This window comes from Streptomyces sp. NBC_00872 (genome assembly GCF_045161915.1).
In the GTDB taxonomy this organism is placed as follows: domain Bacteria; phylum Actinomycetota; class Actinomycetes; order Streptomycetales; family Streptomycetaceae; genus Streptomyces.
In genome coordinates, this window is the sequence record NZ_CP108806.1 from 4305510 (window position 1) to 4325319 (window position 19810).

At 69.2% G+C, this 19810-nt stretch carries 15 protein-coding genes and 1 pseudogene; 9 read left to right on the forward strand and 7 right to left on the reverse strand.

All coding sequences use genetic code 11. The features are described from left to right. Positions 1-19: 19 nt before the first annotated feature. The gene (locus OG214_RS18405) at positions 20-1246 is read right to left on the reverse strand and encodes a hypothetical protein (protein WP_405985326.1); all 1227 of its coding nucleotides are present in this window, start codon (positions 1244-1246) and stop codon (positions 20-22) included. A 521-nt stretch (positions 1247-1767) separates the two neighbouring features. Between OG214_RS18405 and OG214_RS18410 the strand changes: the two genes are divergently transcribed. The 3 genes from OG214_RS18410 to OG214_RS18420 are packed head-to-tail and all read left to right on the forward strand — an operon-like array spanning position 1768 to position 6832. Next, positions 1768-2700: an ABC transporter ATP-binding protein gene (locus OG214_RS18410; RefSeq protein WP_363079931.1), complete on the forward strand. Its 933-nt coding sequence runs from the start codon at positions 1768-1770 to the stop codon at positions 2698-2700. Beyond that, the gene (locus OG214_RS18415; protein ID WP_405985327.1) at positions 2697-4076 is read left to right on the forward strand and encodes an ABC transporter permease; all 1380 of its coding nucleotides are present in this window, start codon (positions 2697-2699) and stop codon (positions 4074-4076) included. Before OG214_RS18410 ends, OG214_RS18415 begins: the two co-directional genes overlap by 4 nt. After that, positions 4076-6832 (forward strand): alkaline phosphatase family protein, encoded by a 2757-nt coding sequence (locus OG214_RS18420; RefSeq protein WP_405985328.1) that lies wholly within the window; start codon positions 4076-4078, stop codon positions 6830-6832. Before OG214_RS18415 ends, OG214_RS18420 begins: the two co-directional genes overlap by 1 nt. A gap of 468 nt (positions 6833-7300) precedes the next feature. Here the strand turns inward: OG214_RS18420 and OG214_RS18425 are convergent, their stop codons facing one another. Beyond that, complete coding sequence (locus OG214_RS18425) at positions 7301-7795, reverse strand: hypothetical protein (RefSeq protein ID WP_405985329.1); 495 nt, start codon at positions 7793-7795, stop codon at positions 7301-7303. 264 nt (positions 7796-8059) lie between these two features. Between OG214_RS18425 and OG214_RS18430 the strand changes: the two genes are divergently transcribed. The 6 genes from OG214_RS18430 to murF all read left to right on the forward strand — a co-directional run bounded on the left by OG214_RS18430 (position 8060) and on the right by murF (position 13950). After that, the gene (locus OG214_RS18430; RefSeq protein WP_405985330.1) at positions 8060-9295 is read left to right on the forward strand and encodes a helix-turn-helix domain-containing protein; all 1236 of its coding nucleotides are present in this window, start codon (positions 8060-8062) and stop codon (positions 9293-9295) included. Further along, positions 9292-9861, forward strand: coding sequence for a flavoprotein (locus OG214_RS18435; RefSeq protein ID WP_405985331.1), 570 nt, complete (start codon positions 9292-9294; stop codon positions 9859-9861). Before OG214_RS18430 ends, OG214_RS18435 begins: the two co-directional genes overlap by 4 nt. Positions 9862-10078: 217 nt before the next feature. Then, positions 10079-10531, forward strand: a complete 453-nt coding sequence (locus OG214_RS18440) for an ATP-binding protein (protein WP_405985332.1) — start codon at positions 10079-10081, stop codon at positions 10529-10531. Between the two features lie 241 nt (positions 10532-10772). Continuing rightward, complete coding sequence (locus OG214_RS18445) at positions 10773-11774, forward strand: D-alanine--D-alanine ligase (RefSeq protein ID WP_405985333.1); 1002 nt, start codon at positions 10773-10775, stop codon at positions 11772-11774. A gap of 14 nt (positions 11775-11788) precedes the next feature. Continuing rightward, positions 11789-12433: a C39 family peptidase gene (locus OG214_RS18450; protein WP_405985334.1), complete on the forward strand. Its 645-nt coding sequence runs from the start codon at positions 11789-11791 to the stop codon at positions 12431-12433. Next, positions 12430-13950 carry a UDP-N-acetylmuramoyl-tripeptide--D-alanyl-D-alanine ligase gene (murF, locus tag OG214_RS18455; RefSeq protein ID WP_405985335.1) on the forward strand — a complete coding sequence of 507 codons (1521 nt, stop codon included), beginning with the start codon at positions 12430-12432 and terminating at the stop codon, positions 13948-13950. The genes OG214_RS18450 and murF overlap by 4 nt, the downstream gene beginning before the upstream one ends. A gap of 517 nt (positions 13951-14467) precedes the next feature. Here murF and OG214_RS18460 read toward each other — a convergent pair. The 5 genes and pseudogenes from OG214_RS18460 to OG214_RS18480 form a co-directional block, all read right to left on the reverse strand. Then, complete coding sequence (locus OG214_RS18460; RefSeq protein ID WP_365903356.1) at positions 14468-15403, reverse strand: aldo/keto reductase; 936 nt, start codon at positions 15401-15403, stop codon at positions 14468-14470. Positions 15404-15672: 269 nt separating this feature from the next. Beyond that, entirely contained in the window at positions 15673-16893 is a 1221-nt protein-coding gene (locus OG214_RS18465; RefSeq protein ID WP_405985336.1) for an FAD-dependent monooxygenase, read from the reverse strand. After that, positions 16890-18287: an MFS transporter gene (locus tag OG214_RS18470; RefSeq protein WP_405985337.1), complete on the reverse strand. Its 1398-nt coding sequence runs from the start codon at positions 18285-18287 to the stop codon at positions 16890-16892. The genes OG214_RS18465 and OG214_RS18470 overlap by 4 nt, the downstream gene beginning before the upstream one ends. 123 nt (positions 18288-18410) lie before the next feature. Next, positions 18411-18722: pseudogene (locus tag OG214_RS18475) on the reverse strand (FtsX-like permease family protein); the annotation flags it as partial. 21 nt (positions 18723-18743) lie between these two features. Beyond that, positions 18744-19457, reverse strand: coding sequence for a hypothetical protein (locus tag OG214_RS18480; RefSeq protein ID WP_405985338.1), 714 nt, complete (start codon positions 19455-19457; stop codon positions 18744-18746). Between the last annotated feature and the right edge of the window lie 353 nt (positions 19458-19810).

A 19810-nucleotide genomic window follows, 5' to 3' on the forward strand; every position in this document is an offset into this window, starting at 1 on the left:
AACGGGTGGCGAACCCGGTTCAGTGAGCGTCGCCCGCGAGGCTCGACGCGGTGGCGGCGGGTGGCATTTCCTGGGCCAGCGTCCGGAGGACGGCAAGGTGGGTTCTGGTGACCTCGATGCCGTAGCGGCTCAGGTGGTTCTTCAGGTGCTTGGCATGGATGTGCTGGCCGGGGCGGTTGCCCGGGAAGAGCCAGGGACTGCTGCGGTTGGCCTCGACGTTGCGGGGCCCCCGGTTGAGGGCGTGGTCGCGCAGGACCGGTGCGAACGGATCGGGCACCAGGCGCGGTTCGTGCGGCCGGTCGATGCCGATACGGACTTCGTGGTTGCTCAGGGCCAGGTCGTCGATGGTGAGCGCGGTGATGTGAGCCAGGGGCTGGGCGAACAGGATCAGGATGATGAAGGCCGCACGGTCGCGGAGAATGTAGTCGGTCGCGGGATCGAGTATGTCGCGCAGCAGTCGCAGGCGTTGCTCATGGCTGAACGTGCCGCGTGCGGGTTTCCGCCGGCGGGTGACCTGAAGGTTGTACGGCACGCTGAGATCACGGGGGAACGCTCCGTCCCCGGCGCCCCATGTGATGAAGGCCCGGGTGCCCTGGCGGCTCGTACTGCCCGTGCTGATCCAGGTGTCGATATGGGCCTGGGTGCATGTGGCCGGGGTGGCGTCGTGTTCGCGCAGCCAGGCCAGGAAGGCCTTCGCGGAGTTGATCTCGTGCTGCGGACGGTCGACCAGGCCCGGCGTGAGGGGCTCCCGAGTGGCGCGTTCCCGCAGTCGCAGGCGGTGTCCGGTGGCGAATCGGCCGACGAGCTGCCGGTCTTCGGCCGGCTCGACGGAGGCGAGGGTTCGCAGGAGCCAGGCCTCGAACTGGACCAGGTAGCGGTCGCGCTGCTCAAGGATCTCGTGCTGGACGAGCAGGTCGCGCAGGTGCGCCGCGGACTGGGGGGAGGGATGGCCGTTGAGGGATTCATGGCTGAGGGGCAACCGGCCGGTCGCCAGATCGGCCAGCAGGGGGGCTATGTGCCGGTTGCCGACCAGCCACACCAGCCCGGCGTCCGGACGGGGCTGGGTACGGATGGCCTCGTGCAGGGGCAGCAGGGCAGGGGAGACCTGGCCGGTCCCGTCGTCGAGGACCTCTGTGATCCGTTCGGTGAGATGGCAACGCGGGCATATCACGCCGTCGTGGCGGTGTGCCCACCAGCGGTGCTGTTGCCCCTGGTGCCGGCAGCGGGGACAGGTGAGTTCGGGCATGGCTCAATCGGTACGTCGGAGTCGCTGGAGGATGCGGTGATGCGCTGAAGCGGTGATGCGGTGATGCGCCACGGTTGAACTTCGGCGCACCGCTCCCGGGTCAGGCAGCGGGCGGCGGGCGGCGCGCGGATGATCGTCATGCGTCGGCAGGCAGGGAGTGCAGGCGTAATCCGCCCGCACCACTCTCCACGAACCACGCGGCGGGGTCCAGCACTTCGGCGCGGAGATCGACGACCGCCGTAGCGGTGACCTCGCGGAGAACGAACCAAACCGCCTTTCTTCTACATTCGGCGCAATCATATCGATTCCACACGGTCGGTAGTTTTTCACGGCAGACGAGCCGCCATGTACGCAGGTCGACGGGACAGCGATACGGGTGGGTATCGAATTGTCCGGCGCCGCCGTCACCACCACCTCGCAGCGGAGTGGCAGTTAACCGTTCTCCGTCTGTTCAACTCGGTTTCCGTTCGAATGCTCCGCTGCCCGCCTAGCGTCCGTGAGGGCCGTGAAGGAAGGGACTCATGGAGACACTCAACGCGATCCGGGCTCGTGGGATCACCAAGACATTTGACGACGTCGTCGCACTGGACGGCGTCGATCTGGACGTGACGTCAGGTCAGATTCACGGCCTGGTGGGCCCGAACGGTGCCGGGAAGACAACGTTGCTCGGCCTGCTGCTGGGCCTGGCCGTCGCCGACGCGGGCCAACTGGAGGTCCTGGGTACGCCGGTCGGACGGGCGCTCGCCGCTCCTGACGGCGTCGCCGGTTTCGTGGACGGCCCAGGTCTGTACCCGTCGCTCACCGCCAGACAGAACCTGGCCGCGCTTCGCGCTCACGACGCACGAACGGCGGGGATCGACGACGCCCTCGATCAGGTCGGGCTCACCGCTGTCGCCGACGACAAGACCCGCGGTTTCTCGCTCGGGATGCGTCAGCGGCTCGGTCTCGCGGCCGCCCTGCTCACCAAGCCCCGGCTGCTCGTGCTCGACGAGCCGTCCAACGGTCTGGACCCCGCCGGCAAGAGACACGTGCACCGGGTGCTCACCCGACTCGCGGCGGAGGGAGTGAGCGTCGTGCTCTCCAGCCACCGCATGGACGACCTCGAAGAACTGTGCTCGGAGGTCACCATCCTCGCCACCGGGCAGGTCGTCTTCTCCGGCCCGCTGAGCAAGCTGGCGGCCGAGAACCGTGAACTCGACTACCGGCTGATCACCTCCGATGCCCGAGCCGCCCGCCGCGTCGCCGTCGAGACCGCCGGAATCCTGGTCGTCGACGACGCTCAGTCGCGGTACGACGTCGAAGCGCTCGTCGTGCGGGCCCTGGTGCCGGCGGTGGACGAACTGGTGGTGCGACTTGTCACGGCGGGCGTCGCGTTGCGCGAGCTCGCACCCGTCGTATCGCCGCTGGAGGCCGCGTTCCTCGCCCTCACCGAGCAGCAGGAGGACTCCCGATGACCGCGACCGCACCCGCGCCCCTCGTGGACCACCCGAATGGCGGCGCCCGTCGTATCCCGGTGCCGCGCGTCTACCGCTTCGAACTGGTCAAGCTGGTCTCGCAATGGCGGATCCGCCTGCTGGTCCTCGCCTGCTGGATCGCGCCGGCACTGTTCGTCGTCGCGGTGAGCCAGCAGACCTCGCTGCCCGTCGACACTCTCTTCGGCCGCTGGATGCAGGCCACGGGCTGGGCGGGCCCGCTGGTGACGCTCGGTTTCGCGGGCACCTGGGCCCTTCCGCTGCTGACGTCGGTGGTCGCGGGCGACGTCTTCGCCGCCGAGGACCGCCTCGGCACCTGGCGCCATCTGCTGGTGGCCGTAAGGTCGCCTCAGCGGATTTTCGCAGCGAAGGTACTGGCCAGCCTGACCGTCATCCTGCTGCTGGTCATCGGCCTGGTCACGTCCAGCGTGGTCGGCGGGCTCGCGGCGGTGGGCAACCATCCGCTGGTCGGCCTGGACGACCATCTCATGACGCCCGGCGGCGCCGCGGGCACCGTGCTGCTCGCCTGGGCCTGCGTGCTCGCCCCGACATTGGCCCTCGCCGGGATCGGACTTCTCGGGTCCGTCACGCTGGGGCGCTCCCCGATGGGACTGCTGCTGCCCGCGCTCGTCGCGCTCGCGATGCAACTGGCCCAGATGCTGCCGCTGCCGGCGGCCGTGCGCCTGGCCCTGCCCGGCTACGCCTTCATCGCGTGGAACGGTCTGTTCACCAGCCCGCGGCAACTCGGCCCGCTCCTGATCGGCATCGTGGTGAGCCTGGTGTGGGCCGTGACCGCCACGGTGCTGGCCTATCTGCTCTTCCTGCGGCGCGACTTCACCAATGCGACCGATGACGGCCTGCCGCGCCGCGCACTCACCGCCGGAGTCCTGCCGCTGGCCGGGCTGCTCGCGGTGACGATCGCGGTCCTTCCCGCGGTGACGACCGCGACCTACTCGGGCTCGGGCATCCAGCAGGCCAAGGTGGAGCACTCGCTGGCCACGGCGTTCGCGCATCTCTACCGGATGCAGGCCGACGAGCTCCACCGTCCCGCCGTCACCGAGGCGCAGCTGAAGTCCAGCGCCGCGTGCACCAAGGGCAACGTCGACCACGACGCCGAGGGCGCGGGCAACGACTGGCGCTGCGTCGTGTCGTGGCACCTGCCCGACAGCGAGGCCACCGGGCAAGCCATCTATCAACTCGACCTCACCGCGGACGGGCGGTTCGTCGCCGACGGCGACGGACCGAAGGAAGTCAATGGCTACTTCCTGGTGCGGACCCCTTACGGGGACACACCGAACCCGCTGTGGCAGTTCGACAGCAACGTCGAACTGCTTTCCACCTCGAAAGGAAAAGTTTGATGCAGGTAGCACGCCGCCGCATCCGGCCGGAGAAGGACGACGCCGTCTATCTCGGCAACAGACGCATCGGCCGCCGGGTACCGCTCATGACGGCCGGGGTCACCGTACTGGCCGTCGCGGCCGCCGGCACCGCGTTCGCCGAGACCGACTCCTTCGGGACGGTGCAGGTCGGGCAGACCACCACCAACGGGCAGCTGATCTCCAGCGACCAGTACCTCGCCCCCTACGGCAAGCGCCTGGTCGTCAACGGCGGCAAGATCATGTCGTCCACCATCAGCCCGGACGGCAAGCACATGGCCGCCTCCGTCACCGACGGCGGGATGGTGCTGAACATCATCGACCTGAAGAACTACAAGGTTCAGCAGGTCATCGGCAGCGGCGCCGGGGCCGACCTGAAGATCAGCGGTAGTGACGTGGGCCAGGAAGGCCCCACCTACTCCCCCGACGGCAAGCAGTTGTGGCTGGGCCGGGCCGACGGCTACACCAAGTTCACGGTGAACCCGGACGGCAGCCTGTCCGACCCGGCCACCGTCTCCATCCCGGCACAGGGCTCCAAGCGCGCTCTGGCGTCCGCGGCGGTGTTCTCCGCCGACGGCTCCACGGTCTACTCCGTGGTCAACGGGCAGAACCGGGTGGTCGCCATCAACGCGGCGACCGGCGCCATCGAACAGAGCTGGAACACGGGCAACGCCCCGCGCGGCATGGTCCAGGTCGGCGACAAGCTCTACATCAGCAACGAGGGCGGGCGTCCGGCGGGTCCCGGTGAGGACACGATCAACTCCTACGGCACACAGGTGCCGGCCAGCCCGGTGACGGGTGCCACCACCACCGGCACGGTCAGCGTCATCGACCTGGCGAACCCGTCCGCCGCGGCCAGGAGCATCACTGTGGGTCTGCACCCGACCGCGGTGTACGCCAAGAAGAAGACGGTGTTCGTCACCAACACCGCCGACAACACCGTCTCGGTCATCGACACCGCGAAGGACAAGGTCGTCCAGACCATCTCCACCCAGCCGTGGCCCGAGGCGTCGGTCGGGTACGAGCCCAACGCGGTGACGCTCACCAGCGACAATCGCCTGCTGGTGACGCTCGGCCGGGCCAACGCGGTCGCCGTCTACAAGTACAAGTCCGCGCAGGAGCCGGTCAGTTACGTGGGCCTGCTGCCGACCGACTACTTCCCCGCGGAGATCGCGACCGTCGGCAAGGAGATAGTCGTCTCCAACACGCGCGGTATCGACGCCCGCCGTCCCACCACCGCCGCCGGACGTGGCACCCACGACACCACCGCGAGCCTGACGCACTTCACGCTCCCGGACGACAGGACCATCAAGTCCCAGACGAACAAGGTCTTCAAGCAGAACGGCTGGACCGACAACTCCGTCAAGCTGGCCAACGGCAAGAGCAAGGCCAAGCCGGTACCGGTACCGGTGAAGATCGGTGACCCTTCGACGATCAAGCACGTGTTCCTGATCGTCAAGGAGAACCGGACCTACGACCAGGTCTTCGGCGACATCCCCGAGGGCGACGGCGACGCGACGCTGGCCCAGTTCGGTGAGAACGTCACCCCGAACCAGCACGCGCTGGCCGAGCAGTTCGGCCTGTACGACAACACCTACGACGTCGGCACCAACTCCGCCGAGGGCCACAACTGGCTGATGCAGGCCGACAACCCCGAGTACACCGAGTCCTCGGCCGGTGAGTACCTGCGCAGCTACGACACCGAGGACGACGCGCTGGGCCACCAGAAGTCCGGCTTCATCTGGACCGGCGCGCAGGCCGCCGGCAAATCGGTGCGCAACTTCGGCGAGTTCCACCAGTTCCTGTCCAAGCCGGCCGACGCGAGCTGGCAGAACCTGTACTGCGACGCCAAGGACATGAAGGCGTCCGGCAAGCGGTCCGCCTACACGCTCACCTCGTCCTCGCCGATACCGTCGCTCAACGACGTGTCGGTGCCCGCCTTCCCGAAGTACGACACCAGCGTCCCGGACGTCTACCGGTCCGAGATCTGGAAGCAGGACTTCAAGAAGAACGGGCCGGCGAACCTGAACATGTTCTGGCTCTCCAGCGACCACACCGGCGGCCCGGTCAGCCCGGCCGCCCAGGTCGCGGACAACGACCTCGCGGTCGGCCGGATCGTCGACGAGATCTCGCACAGCAAGTACTGGAAGGACTCGGCGATCTTCATCGCCGAGGACGACTCCCAGGCCGGCCTCGACCATGTCGACGGCCACCGCGCGCCGGTCCAGATCATCAGCCCCTACGCCCAGCACGGCGTCGTCGACAGCCACTACTACTCCCAGATCACCATGATCCGGACCATCGAGCAGATCCTCGGGATCCGCCCGATGAACCAGAAGGACAGCGCGGCCACCCCGATGGCCTCGGCGTTCACCAAGAAGCCCGATCTCACCCCGTTCACCGCGCTGCCCAACCGCATCCCGCTGACCGACGGCGTGAAGACCGCGCCTTCGTGCGGCGTGGACACCCCGGCCCCGCAGAACCCCCAGGCCGCGGCCGTGCCGGCGACGAAGGTCCCGGCGAGTATGACGGCGCTCGCGAACGAGTGGAACGACTGGAAGTCGCACCAGCGGCTGACCGGGCCCCATGCCGTGCCCGACTACGCGCCGCCCGCGCAGATGGACCGCCTCACCTGGTACGAGAGCCACAACTGGTCCAAGCCCTACCCGGGCGACAACAAGATCCACGCGCCCAACGACGTTCCCGGCGCCTACATCCCCTCGTCCGAAACCGACTGACACCGACTAACACCGACTAACACTGCCTGACACCGGCTGGCACCGGCTGAACTCCCGCCAGCCGTAAGGGCCCCTGGGCGGCATCACCGCCGGCCAGGGGCCCTCCGCTTCCACCGTCACCGGTCGCAGTGGGTGTCATGATCGGGTGCATGGGAGCTCTCTTCGGTTACTACGCCGCCGCGGACGATCAGGATGCCGACCGCTCACGGATGCCTTCCGTGACGCACTCGCGAGCCTCGACCGGGAGTTTCTGGAGGACGTTGCCCAAGGCTGGGCCCGCTCAGGTCGCTTCTCGACACCGCCTGACGCGGACCATCTCGCCGACTTTCTCAGGCGGTTGGCTTCCCTCGCGGAGCGAGCCGTGGCTCAGGAGCAGGGCTTGTACTGCTGGATATGCCCGTAGCCCACACCGGGCCCGGAGTCGGCGGCGAGTACCCGGCACCAGCCTGCCCCTCGGAGCGTGATCAGTCAGAAATAGCCGAAGAAGCGTTGCCACCAGGTAGGCCGCTGAACGTGACGGGGTAGTCGGCTCGGTCCGTCGTAGTCGCACTCCAGCAGTTCCTCGGGAACCACCACATACCCGAGGTCGACCAGCGCTCGATTGACCTTGGCGAGATCGGCGGCGTCCAACTCCCCCTCTGCCTGGGCCTCGTCCGTACCCAGGAAGACTCCTGGGTTCTCGGCACAAATGAGAGCCAAGGAGCCGAACTTGCTCACGCAGACGACGATCCGCGTCCCGCACACCGTTGCTTCCGCGGGCACGACGACGCGTCCGTACTCACTGGATTCCTGAGTGTCCTGCTCAGCCGTACAGCGAACCGCGAAGTCGTCTTCGAGCCGGGACACCAGTCTTCCGAGCAGGACAGCGTTCTCACCGCGGTCGTAATGCCGGGGCCACTCCAGCCGCTCCGGATCATCGAGCTCACGCAGCAGCGCCAGCAGATCCTCTTCGCTCACCGTCACCCGCCCATCATGACGCGGGAACTGCGCCCGGAGCTACGAAGTGCCGCCCGGCACGCCCGTCCCGCCTGCGAGCTCCCCGACAACGTCAGAACCAGTAGCTTCCACTGATCACTCAGTCCCGGACAGATCGTCCGTGCCTCCACACACCACTGCCCTCACGCTGAGCTCGTGCAGCGCAAGGATCGTCCGAAACTCCGGCCCCGTCCATCACGTTGCCGCGTCGCTATCGTGGGGAACGCCCCTACATCGCGGGAGGCAACACGTATGCGTGGTCTCGGAGATCACCTGAGCATCGGCGAGCGGATCGCCTTCCACCGCAGACGCCGTGGCTACACGCAGCAGGTACTGGCCGGGCTCGTCGGCCGTAGCACGGACTGGCTGGCGAAAGCGGAGTCCGGTCGGCGCAAGCCGCCGCGTATCGACATGCTCACCGAGCTGGCCCGTGTGCTCCGCGTGCCGCTCGGGGAGTTGGTCGGCCAACCCGTGCTCATGGAGGACGACAGGGAACAGGACGATGTCCCGGCCGTGCGGGACGCGTTGATGAGTCCGCGTCGTCTCTCCCGCTTGCTGTTCGGGCCGGAGGCCGAGGCACAGCTCCCGAGTCCCGGCCCGACCGCCGAGCTCGTGGAACAGACCTGGGACGACTACCAGTCCGGCCGGCTCGGCAAGGTGATCGCCGGGCTCCCCGGCCTCCTTCAGACCGCCCAGGAGCTTGAGGACCGCGCCGCGCGCTCCGCCGCGGAGCGCCGGGACTGCTGGGCCGTTTCCGCCCGGGTGCACCACCTCGCCGCCACGACGCTCGCCAAGATCGGTGAGTCCGACATCTCGTGGCTCGCCGCCGAACGAGCCATGCGGGCCGCCGACGAATCCGGCGACCCACTCGTCTTGGCGTCCGCCGCGCGATCCGGGACACATGCCCTGCTGGCCAATGGCCGGTACGACGACGCCATGGAACTGGGCAACACCGCGTCGGCGTGGTTGTCGGCCCGGGTCGATGAGACCGATCCGGCCGCCCTGAGCCTGCTGGGCATGATCTATCTACGGGCTGCCATCGCAGCGGCCCGGCATCAGGACCGTGCCACGGCGACGAGTCTCCTGAACAGAGCAGAGGCGCTCGCCGACCAGCTCGGCTCCGACGAGAACCACTGGCAGACCAGCTTCGGGCCGACGAATGTCCTGCTGCACCGGCTGTCGGCGGAGCTGGACCTCGACAACATCTCGTATGTCGTGGAACACGGCCAGATCGATGTGGACCACATGCCCCCGGAGCGCGGCGTCTCCCACCGCATCGACCACGCCCGTGCCCTCTCACTGGCAGGCCACGGCGACAGCGCGTTCGCGGAGCTGCGCACAGCCGAGCACGCGTCGCCTCAGCTCGTACGGAACAATCCCCGTGTACGGGACACGCTGCGCGACCTGATCAAGCAATCCCCGGTCGCTGGCAGCGCTCGTTCGTCGGAGTTGTTCATGATGGCTCAACGATGCAGGGCGGTGGAGTGAACACCAAGAAGCGCGGAGTCCTCGGGGTCGTGGGCACGAGTGCCGGCGGAGTCGAAGCGTTGCGCACCGGGCTGGTGGAACCGGCCATGGCACGCGGGTGGCAGGTCGCCGTGACGCTCACCCCGACGGCCGGCCGGTGGCTACGGATGAACGGTGAGGTCGACCGGCTGGAGAAGCTGACCCGCCTACCCGTACGAGACGAACCCCGGCTGCCCGGCGAGGCAAGGCCGCACCCGAGCGTGGACTGCTACGTGGTCGCCCCCGCCAGCGCGAATACGGTCGCCAAACTCGCGATGGGTATCGCAGACAACCAGGCGCTGACGCAGGTGGGGGAAGCCATCGGCACCCTGGGGCTACCGGTCGTCGTCTTCCCAAGGGTGAACGCCTCTCACGCCCGCCACCCCGCCTGGCGGGGCCATATCGCCGCGCTACGAGAGGCCGACGTTCACCTCGTCTACGGCCCGGACATCTGGCCCCTGCACGAGCCACGCGCCACCCCCTCCGGTCGGGACCTGCCATGGGGAGCGGTGCTGGACACGATCGCCCGCGTCACGGAAGCCGTGTAAGCCACGGAATGACGGCTCGTCAACTGCCTTGATCTGCGGGAACAAAGGACCCTGACAAACTGTCCGGGTCCTCAGTTCGTGGTGCGTCGAAGCTTGTTGTCATGCCGGAGATGGTCGAGCGACACAGCGCGGGAACCGCACAGACGGACCACCACACCCAGCAGTACGCCCCGTTCAGGCACCTCAATGCCGTTGTCCGGCAGAGGCGGTGGCAACGGTGACCGCGACCCTCCCCACCGAGGACACGGCGCCCGCCGACACCGGGATCCGGCGGGCGATCTGCGTGGACATCGCCCCGCAGCTCCACCTCGTGGCCCCCGTACGACACGCGGTCGTCGCCACCCTCCGGCTGTGGGGCGTCCCCGAGGTCGCGGACGACATGGGACTGATCGCCACCGAATTGGTCGTCAACGCCATCCGCCATGGAGACCCGGGCGGCGTAACCGTGATCCTGACGATCCGGGACGGCGACGCGGTGCTGGAGGTCGAAGACGACAACGGCGGGCACCCGGCCATACGGCAGGCCACCGAGGTTGACGAAGGCGGCCGGGGCCTGATTCTCGTCCAGGCACTCGCCGACCGGTGGGGATACCGGCCCGGCTCCTGCGGGCGGAAGACGGTGTGGGCGTCGCTCGCCCTGCCGGAAGCCGGGCCGGAGGACGCGTCGTGATCGCCTCCCGTCCACCACACCACGGCGTGTTCGCCGACCGGAGGCAGGCCGCCGCCACCATCGACCGGGTCTGGCGCCGCCCGCCCCCGTCCCAGCTCTTCCGCTCCGGCCCGGAAATCGAGCGGTGTTTCAGCGTTCCGGCGCGGTACCTCCCGCGCAGCCTTCCATCGCGTAAGCGGGATACGCCGGCCTCGCCGGGACGCCCCACGTCGGAGCGCACTTCAATCCCGAGGGAGCGTACATGTCCGTATTACCCGACTACGCCGTACGGTCTGACGACCCCGTACGGCCTGACCGTTCCGCCCTGCGCGTCGGCGTGCTCTACGGCGGTGATTCACCGGAACGCGCGGGCTCGATCGTCTCCGGCGAGGCGGCCTGCAAGGCCCTGTCCGCGCAAGGCGTGCGCGCCGAGCTGATCGATCTGACGGACCTGGATCTGGCCGCGCTGTGCGGCCGGATCGATGTGGCGCTGCTGGCCGCGCACGGTCTCGGCGGCGAGGACGGCAAAGTGCAGGGGGCTCTGGATCTGCTGGGCATCCCCTACACCGGCTCCGGGGTCCTGGCGTCCGCGACCGGGATGCACAAGATGCGGTTCAAGGAGCTGATGCGGTCGGATCTGATCGACACCCCGCGTTGGGTGGACATCTCCCCCTCGTGGTCCACCGAGACCACCATCTCCACCGCAGCGCTGACACTGGGCTATCCGCTCTTCCTCAAGCCGGTCTCCGGCGGCGGCAGCCTCGCGGCTGGCATCGCCCGCAACAGCACCGAGCTGCGCGACCTGCTCACCCAGGCCCGGGAGCGGCCGTACGACGGGTACATGATCGAGGAGTACGTCCCCGGAACGCCCTGCACCGTCGGCGTACTGGAGACCGACGGGGAATTGGACACCCTGCCGGTCCACGCGGTCGAGACCGACCGTCCGTTCTACGACTATGACGCCAAGCACGACCTGTCGCTCCGGCGCGAGACGTGTCCTGCCCCGCTCCCCGATCTGGTCACCACACGTCTGACGCAACTGGCTCTGCGCGCGCACCGGCGGATCGGCGCGCACGGAGTCTCCCGCGTCGACTTCCTGGTCTCTCCCGACGGGCGGACCCCGATGCTGGAGATCAACACGGTGCCGGGTCTGTCGCCCAACGGCAATCTCGCCACGATGGCGGCAGCGGCCGGCATCCCGTACGAGGAGATGATCCTGCGCGTGTTGGACACCGCGTTCACCAAGCCCGCCTACGTGCCGTAGCAGACTGTCGGGCCATGACAGGCTCCCCGTTGATTCACCGTGTCCCGTACTACTCGCAGTGGGAATCCGCCGCACTGGTACCCGAATTCATCACCGGCACCAGAGCGGCGGCCGACGACCCGCTGTGGCCCAAGTCCGGAGCCGACACCCGTGAGGAATACGCCTTCTGGGCCCCGCGCATGTGCGGGATGGCGTGCCTGCGGATGGCACTGGACTACTGGGGACACGAGGTCCCGCCCTCGGTCCCGCTGCTGCGCGAAGCACTGGAAGCGGGCGCGTACGTACAGACCGACGAGCAGGTCAAGGGACTGATCTACGCTCCCTTCGCCCGCTGGGTCGCGCGACGCTGGGACCTGTACGCGGACGTACGGCCCGAGTTGACGGCGGCCGACATCAGCACGGAGATCGCCCGGGGGCATGTGGTCCTGCTCTCGGTCCACAAGACCATCCGGACCCTCGATCCCGCACCGCCCCAGCGCGGCGGACACCTGGTCCTCGCCGTGGGCACCGGCCGACGGGGAGTCCTTCTGCACAACCCCTCCGGGCTGCCCGGACAGTCCCAGGAGTTCCACCACGTCCCCTGGACGGACCTCGACCGGTTCTTCGCCGGCCGCGGAGTCGTCCTGGGCCCCCACGCACAAGGAGCCACCCTCCAGTGATCCCCCTGACCCTCGCCGAAATCACCGAGGCGACCGCAGGCACCCTCCACCACGTCACCGATCCCGCCACCCCCGTCACCGGCCCGCTCTCCTTCGACTCCCGGCACATCGCCCCCGGCGGCCTCTTCGCCTGCCTGACCGGCCGCACCTTCGACGGACACGACTTCGCCGAACAGGCCGTACGCGACGGAGCCGTGGCCGTCATCGCCACCCGCCCGACCCCCGCGCCGACCCTGCTCGTTCCCGACGTCCTGGACGCGATGGGCGACATCGCGCGGGCCGTCGCCGCCCGCTACACGGGCACGGTCATCGCGCTGACCGGATCAGCGGGCAAGACCAGTACGAAGGACATCCTCGAGAACGTCCTCGCACTGGACGGGCCCACCGTCGCCAACGAGAAGTCGTTCAACAACGAGATCGGCTTCCCCGTCACCGTGAGCAGGGTGATGCCCGACAGCCGCTACCTCCTCCTGGAAATGGGCGCCCGCGGCAAAGGCCACATCGAGAAACTGTGCGGCCTGGTCCGCCCGGCCATCGCCACCGTGCTCGGAGTCGGCTCCGCCCACATCGGGGAATTCGGCAGCACGCAGGCCATCGCCGACGCCAAAGCCGAGATCGTCCGCGCTCTCCCCCGGCACGGCGTCGCCGTCCTCAACGGGGACGATCCGCTCGTTGCCGCCATGGCACGGCAGACACAGGCCCGCGTCATCACCTTCGGCACTGCGGCCGGCTGCGACGTCCAGGCCGTGAACATCACCGTGGAACACGGCCGCCCCGCCTTCACCCTGCGACACGGCACCAGCGAGGCCCGCGTCGCCCTTCGCGTCCACGGCCGCCACAACACGACCAACGCCCTCGCCGCAGCCGCCACCGCCATCGCCGCCGGAGTCCCCTTCCCCCGTATCGTCTCCGGCCTCCAGGAGGCTCGCCTCTCGTCCGGAGGCCGCATGGAAATCCTCGAACGCCCCGACGGCATCACCATCATCAACGACGCCTTCAACGCCTCACCCGAATCCGTCATCGCCGCACTCACCGCCCTCTCGGACATCGCGGGAACGGAACGCCGAAAGATCGCGGTCCTCGGCGAAATGGCCGAACTCGGCCCCGAAACGGAGGCATGGCACGACAAGATCGCCACGGAAGTCCTGGCCTCCGGCATCGCCCTGACCATCGGCATCGGCGGCGAACACGCCACACGACTGACCACCGCCGTCCGCGAAGGCGGAGCAAACGCCACCACGACCGACCGCAGCCCCTCCCTGCCCCAGCACATCAACGCAATGCTGAGGCCCGGCGACGTCGTACTGATCAGGAGTTCTCCGGGCAAGGAGGCAGCCGCGAGGCCCGGATACCGGCATCCGCGTCATCGACCAGCTCACGGGCGTCTACGAGATCACGGCAAGGGGCCATCGTCGCCATGGTCTTCCGACGCAAGCCCTCCGGCCGCACCGAGCGCACGCCGGACGAACCGAGCGCAGTCGACCAACCCGTGCGAAGCCACCATCGCAAGCACATGACCCGTGCTCGGTAGAACTTGCGGGGTTCACGTCGACCAAGACCAGGAAGCCCCTCGTCCATATCCGGGCAGGACACAGCCTGCCCGAGTTGCCGACCAGCTCACAGCCCACTGATCATGCTCGATCCCAAACCGGGCAGGACACCGGCCAAAACCGCTCCGCCGACCTACTCGTCAAAGATGCGGGCCTGCCCATCACCCATGGTCGTCGGCTCGGGTGCGGCCTCACGGATCATGACCGTGAGGGGGGCGAGCGTGATGTCAGTCCGGCGCAGAGTCCCCGTCTCCTCCGTCGCATCGGTGCGTGAGCGCCGAAGTACCAGGGCGTCGGTGCGCGGGGCGAAGGGCTTCAGGGTGGTTCGGCGGCTACCGGGCGGAGTTCGGTAGCCGCCGAACGGTGCGGGCACGTTCGGGGTTGAACCGCGCGTTCCGCACACCTCGTCTTGAGAATGAGTCGCGGGCCGCACCCACCGGTGCGGCCCGGTTCCGGATGATCAGGTGGTGCCGACCAGCCGGATTCAGGGAACGATGTGGCCCGCGGCGCGGAACAGTTCGTACCACTCGGCCCTGGTGAGTGGGAGTTCGGAGCCCTGGGCGGCGCCCGCGACGCGCTCCGGGTTGGTGGTGCCCAGCACGACCTGCATCCGAGCGGGGTGGCGGGTGATCCAGGCGGTCGCGATCGCGATGGCGGGGACGTCGTACTGGCCGGCAAGACGGTCGATAACGGCGTTGAGCTCGGGGTAGTCCGGCGAGCCGAGGAAGACCCCCGTGAAGAAACCGGCCTGGAAGGGGGACCACGCCTGGATGGTGATGTCGTTCAGACGGCAGTAGTCGACGATCCCTCCGCCGTCGAGGGTGACCGACTGCTGCTCCGCGAGCATGTTCGCGGAGACCCCTTGAGAGATGATCGGCCCGTGTGTGATCGAGAGCTGAAGCTGGTTGGCCACGATGGGCTGGCGCACGTACTTGCGCAGCAGGTCGATCTGGCGCGGGGTCTGGTTCGAGACACCGAAAGCGCGCACCTTCCCCGAGGATTCGAGCTCGTCGAAGGCGCGGGCGACCTCTTCGGGCTCGACAAGCGCGTCGGGGCGGTGCAGCAGCAGGATGTCGATGCGGTCGGTCCGCAGGGCCGCGAGTGAGCCCTCGACCGATTTGACGATGTGCTCGTAGGAGAAGTCGAAGTACGGGCCGTCCGGCACGATTCCGGCCTTGGTCTGGATCGTGATCTCGTCGCGCTGCGACGGGCTCAGCGCCATCGCGTCGGCGAAGCGGCGTTCACATTCGTGAAGCTCGCTTCCGTATACGTCGGCGTGGTCGACGAAGTCGATGCCCGCGTCGCGCCCGGTGCGGACGAGTTCGCGGATGTCCTCGTCGGACTTGTCGGCGATACGCATCAGGCCGAGCACGACGTTCGGGGCGAGGATGTCGGTGCCGGGCAGGGTAAAGGTCTTCACAACGGCTTTCCTTTCAAATTTTCAGGTCCGCACAGTACAAACGGGTCCACTCCGCACCTTAGGGGGCGGAGGATCCATCGGCGGCCGTGGGGGGCGAGGTGCGGATCCCAACCCGGCGCCGCCGCTCGCCGGCGGGAAGCCGAGCAGGTCCCAGCTCTCTGCCCCACCACAAGCGCACCGGACCGAGCGGGGGCCGGAGCCGGGGCCGGAGCCGGGGCCGGGGGCCGGGCTCAGGGGCCGGGCTCAGGGGCCGGGCTCAGGTCATGGGCTCAGGTCATGGGCATGAATTCCGGCAGGGTGAGGGCCGAGTGGGCCGGCCGTCCCTGCGCCGCGGGGATGGTGCGGAGACCGCGGAGCCTTTCGTCGCGCTGTGCCAGGGCCTCGGCGGTGGCCGGGAAGAGGGTGGCTCCGCCCTCGCCGACCAGCCCCTGGTTCACGGTCACGAACTCACGGGTGTCCTGTTCGTAGGCGGCGAAGCCCGCGGTGTGGTCCCGGCCGGCCAGGGAGGCGGCGAGCATGTACGCGCCGACGAGCGCGAGGCTGGTGCCTTGTCCGGTGAGGAACGAGGGCGCGTACGCGGCATCGCCCACCAGCGCGACCCTGCCGCTGGACCAGCGGGGCACGCGGATCTGGCTGACCCCGTCGAAGAACAGGTCATCCGCGTCACGCATGGCGGCGAGCATGCCCGGGACTTCCCATCCCGCGTCGGCGAAGGCCGCGGCGACCAGGTCCCGTTGGGCTTCCGGGTTCCGGAAGGCGTCATACGGCGGTTCCGGCCGGGCGAAGTCCAGGAAGGCGTGCACTTCGTCGTCGTCCCCCACGGCATAGAGCGCCGCGGCCCTGCCCGGGGTGTTCCACATCACGGTCTCGTGGGAGAGCCCGAAGGTGTTGCGCATGGTGAACACGGCGAAGCAGTGTCCGAGATACCGGTGGAACCGCTCTTCGGGGCCGAACAGCATCTCCCGGGTACGTGAGTGCGTACCGTCCGCGCCGAACACCATGTCGAACGTACGCCTGCCGCCCCCGCTGAAGGTGACGTCGACCCCGTGGCCGGACTGGTCGAGGGTGTCGACGGAGTCGTTGAACAAGAACTCCACGTCGTCACTGACCGCCGTGCGGAGAGCGTCGGTCAGATCCCCGCGCCGCACCTCCAGGTCCCGTCCCGCGACACCGCCGGTGACGGTATACGGGTGGACCGACGCCACCTCGCCGCCGTCCCCGCCGAGGAAGGTCAGTCGGCGCAGGTCGATGTGCGCGTCCCGCAGTCGGGGCAGGATCCCCATCCTCCGGACCACCTCCAGTGCGGTGCCGCGCACGTCGATGGGGTAACCACCGCTGCGGAGTGTGCCCGCCTTCTCCACCACCGTGACCGCGTATCCGCGGCGGTTCAGCCAGAACGCGAGGGCGGGACCCGCGATGCCGGCCCCGGAGATCAGGACCTCGCGCCTCGGCGTGGTACGGACGCCCGTCAACTGATCGGTGAGGGTCATTCCTTGACTCCTTTGCTCATGGTGCGGGCGACAAGCAGGGACAGCGCCGTGACGACGCCGGCGATGACGAAGCCGGTGACGAAGGCCGATTCGGCCGGTACGTCCGACCCGGAGGGGGTCCCGGCGGTGAGAAGCGCGCCACTGACCTGCACACCCACGGCGAAGCCGATCACGCGAGTCACCAGGACCAGGCTGGTGGCGATGCCGGTGTCACTCTGATCGACGGATGTGGCGGTGCTGGTCACCAGCGCCGTTACGCACAGGCCATTGGCAAGCGCGATCAGCGCCTTGCCGACGACGAGGTGCCGGACCTCGGTGTGTACGGCTGCCAGGGAGATCAGGGCGGCCGCCATGATGACGATCCCGGCGGTGACCACGGCACGCGAGCCGTAACGCCGCGCCCCGAGCCCGCCGATCGGCCCGGCCAGTGACGCGGCCACGGCGCCGGGCAGCAGGAAGAAGCCGATCTCGGTGGCACTGGCCCCGAATCCGTACTCGTCGGCGGGCACCGCGAACAGCTGCGGTACGAGATGGACCGGCACCGAGGTACCGACGCAGATCACGAACGTCAGCACACACGACTTCCACACCTCGGGCCGTGCCAGCAGACGCAGATCGACCATCGGCGAGGTCGCGCGACGCTCGACGGCTGTCCATCCGGTCACAAAGGCGGCCAGAACCGCGATGAGGGAGCCGAGAACGAGTGGCCGCGAGCCCATGCCGGGCGCCAGGGCGAGCACGAGCATGAGCGTGACCAGCGTCCCGCTCAGGAGAACCAGACCGGGCCAGTCGACTCCGGCGTCACCCGGCCGGCCCGGCGGATCATGCGGCATCAGCCTGTTCACCAGCACGGTGGCCCCGATGACCGCGATCGTCGGCAGCGCGAACATCCAGTGCCGGGACAGCCCCTCCGCCACGGGCCCGGCCGACAGCGTTCCCGCCATCCCGCCGCCCACGAACAACCCGCTGACCACCCCGATGGCCACCTTCGACTCTCCCGCGGGGAGGTGTCCGCGCACCAGGATGAACGACAGGGGTAGCGCGCCCACCATCGCCCCCTGCAGTATCTGGCCGAGCAGCAGCACCGGCAGGTTCGGCGCCAGCGCGGACACCAGACCACCGGCACAGACCACCGCCATCAGCCGGATCAGGACCCGTTTCCCGCCGTAGCGGTCGCCGAACTTGCCTGCGACCGGTGTGACGAGCGCGCCGGTGATGAGGAGCACGATGCTGAGTAACGCCCCTTCGGCCGGGCTCATGTCCAGCTCGCGTTGCAGGAGCGGGAGCGTCGGCGTCACCACCGACTCCAGGGCACCGGTGGCGACTGCCAGCATGCCGAGGGCCCCGACGGCTGCCTTCCCGATGGGGACCGGGGGAGCCAGGGTCGTGGTCATGTGCGTCCTTTCCGTCATTGCTGAGCAAGTAAGGGGTCGGGAGCCCGGCATCGCGCCGGCTCCCGCCCTGTGTGCATGGGCTGCGGACCGTGTGCATGGGCTACGGGCAGCGGCGTGCGTGAGCTACGACCGGTGGCGCAGCGCCGCTCGCGCCGGCAGCGTGACCGCGAGCAGGGCAGGGGCGCCGACGGCCGCCGCGAAGGATCCGTATGCCAGCGGGGGCACGTATGGCCCCTCGCCGGTCGTACCGCGCGTCATCGGGATCAGCGTGGCCGCGGCGATCGCGGAACCGAGGACCACGCCCACCGCGGAGACCAGCAGGCCCTCCCGGCGGAGCATCGCCGGCACCTGGCGCCGGGTGAAGCCGACAAGGTGCGGTGTGTCCAGCTCGCGGCGGCGGTCAAGGACCGTCATCACCAGGGTGTTGACGGCGGCGAGGGCTGCGAGGCCGTGTCTTCAAAGTGGCGTCGTCCGCCCGCAGGGCGGGGCCGGCGCCCGTCGCGGAGCGGCTGATGTCACCGCGGTGCGGTGCATCGCAAGGCGGGCGACGATCTCGGGGCGGGCCGTGGTGCCGTCGGGGAGGTAAAGCGGGAGCCGGTCGCCGACGCCGGCGTCCGCCGAGGCCGCCAGGGTCTTGTCGATGGCGATACGGTCCTTGCCGAGCCGGCGGAGGCCGCCTTCGCGGATGTCCAGGTCCCGCACCTTCGCGAGTCCGGCGCCGGAGCCGGTCACGCCCTGGGTCGCCGCGCCCTGGAGTGATGTGAACCCGCCGGAGCCGACCGGCACCAGCACCTGTGTGTTCAGCAGGCCGACGGCCGCGTCCACGCCCGGCGCGCGGGCGGCGTGTGCCGCCGCGTCCACCGGGAGCCCGGCCGGGTCCGTGACCACATGGTCGGCGGTGATGCCCTCGCGCGACTGCTTGTCGGCGGCGCACTGCGGGAAGGTGAACTTGCCGGACCCGGACGGGCCCATGACGGCGGTGAACGAGCCGCGCGGGAGGGCGAGGTCGACGCCCGCGAGCGCGTGCACGGAGCCCGCGCCGCGGCCGTACTGCCGCCGGACACCGCGCAGTCCGACGGCGGGACCGGGTGTGGCGGCCGGGGCCTCCGGCCGGTCGTCCGCCTCCGGCTGGTCGTCCGCCTTCTGCCGCTTGCCTCTGCGTAGCCGCATGTTCCGCCCTCTCGCGATCTTCTCGTGCTGACGGGGTGGAGTGTGCGGGGACGGCCGCGCGCCGGGCGTCATACCCGGGAGCCAAGGTGGATGTACTACCCCGGTAGGGGGTGGAGGCGGGGCGGGCCCTGGGGCGGAGGACGACCGCCCGGGGCCCGGGGGCACGGACCCGGCCTGCTCGCCGGAACGGGCATCCTGCTCGGACCCGTACGAGCACCAGGGCGTGTCTTCGGAGCGGCGTCGTCCGCCCGGGGGGCGGGCCAGGCGGGGCTGGTGCGTGTGATCGCGAGGCAGAGGGCCGGCGTTGTGAACGGCCCGGCCGTACGTGGATGATCCCGGCAACGCGGCGCGTG

Coding starts and splice junctions, on each gene's coding strand:
- OG214_RS18405 (WP_405985326.1), bottom strand. CDS start 1,246: ATGCCCGAACTCACCTGTCCCCGCTGCCGGCACCAGGGGCAACAGCAC.
- OG214_RS18410 (WP_363079931.1), top strand. CDS start 1,768: ATGGAGACACTCAACGCGATCCGGGCTCGTGGGATCACCAAGACATTT.
- OG214_RS18415 (WP_405985327.1), top strand. CDS start 2,697: ATGACCGCGACCGCACCCGCGCCCCTCGTGGACCACCCGAATGGCGGC.
- OG214_RS18420 (WP_405985328.1), top strand. CDS start 4,076: ATGCAGGTAGCACGCCGCCGCATCCGGCCGGAGAAGGACGACGCCGTC.
- OG214_RS18430 (WP_405985330.1), top strand. CDS start 8,060: ATGCGTGGTCTCGGAGATCACCTGAGCATCGGCGAGCGGATCGCCTTC.
- OG214_RS18445 (WP_405985333.1), top strand. CDS start 10,773: ATGTCCGTATTACCCGACTACGCCGTACGGTCTGACGACCCCGTACGG.
- OG214_RS18450 (WP_405985334.1), top strand. CDS start 11,789: ATGACAGGCTCCCCGTTGATTCACCGTGTCCCGTACTACTCGCAGTGG.
- OG214_RS18465 (WP_405985336.1), bottom strand. CDS start 16,893: ATGACCCTCACCGATCAGTTGACGGGCGTCCGTACCACGCCGAGGCGC.
- OG214_RS18470 (WP_405985337.1), bottom strand. CDS start 18,287: ATGACCACGACCCTGGCTCCCCCGGTCCCCATCGGGAAGGCAGCCGTC.
- OG214_RS18480 (WP_405985338.1), bottom strand. CDS start 19,457: ATGCGGCTACGCAGAGGCAAGCGGCAGAAGGCGGACGACCAGCCGGAG.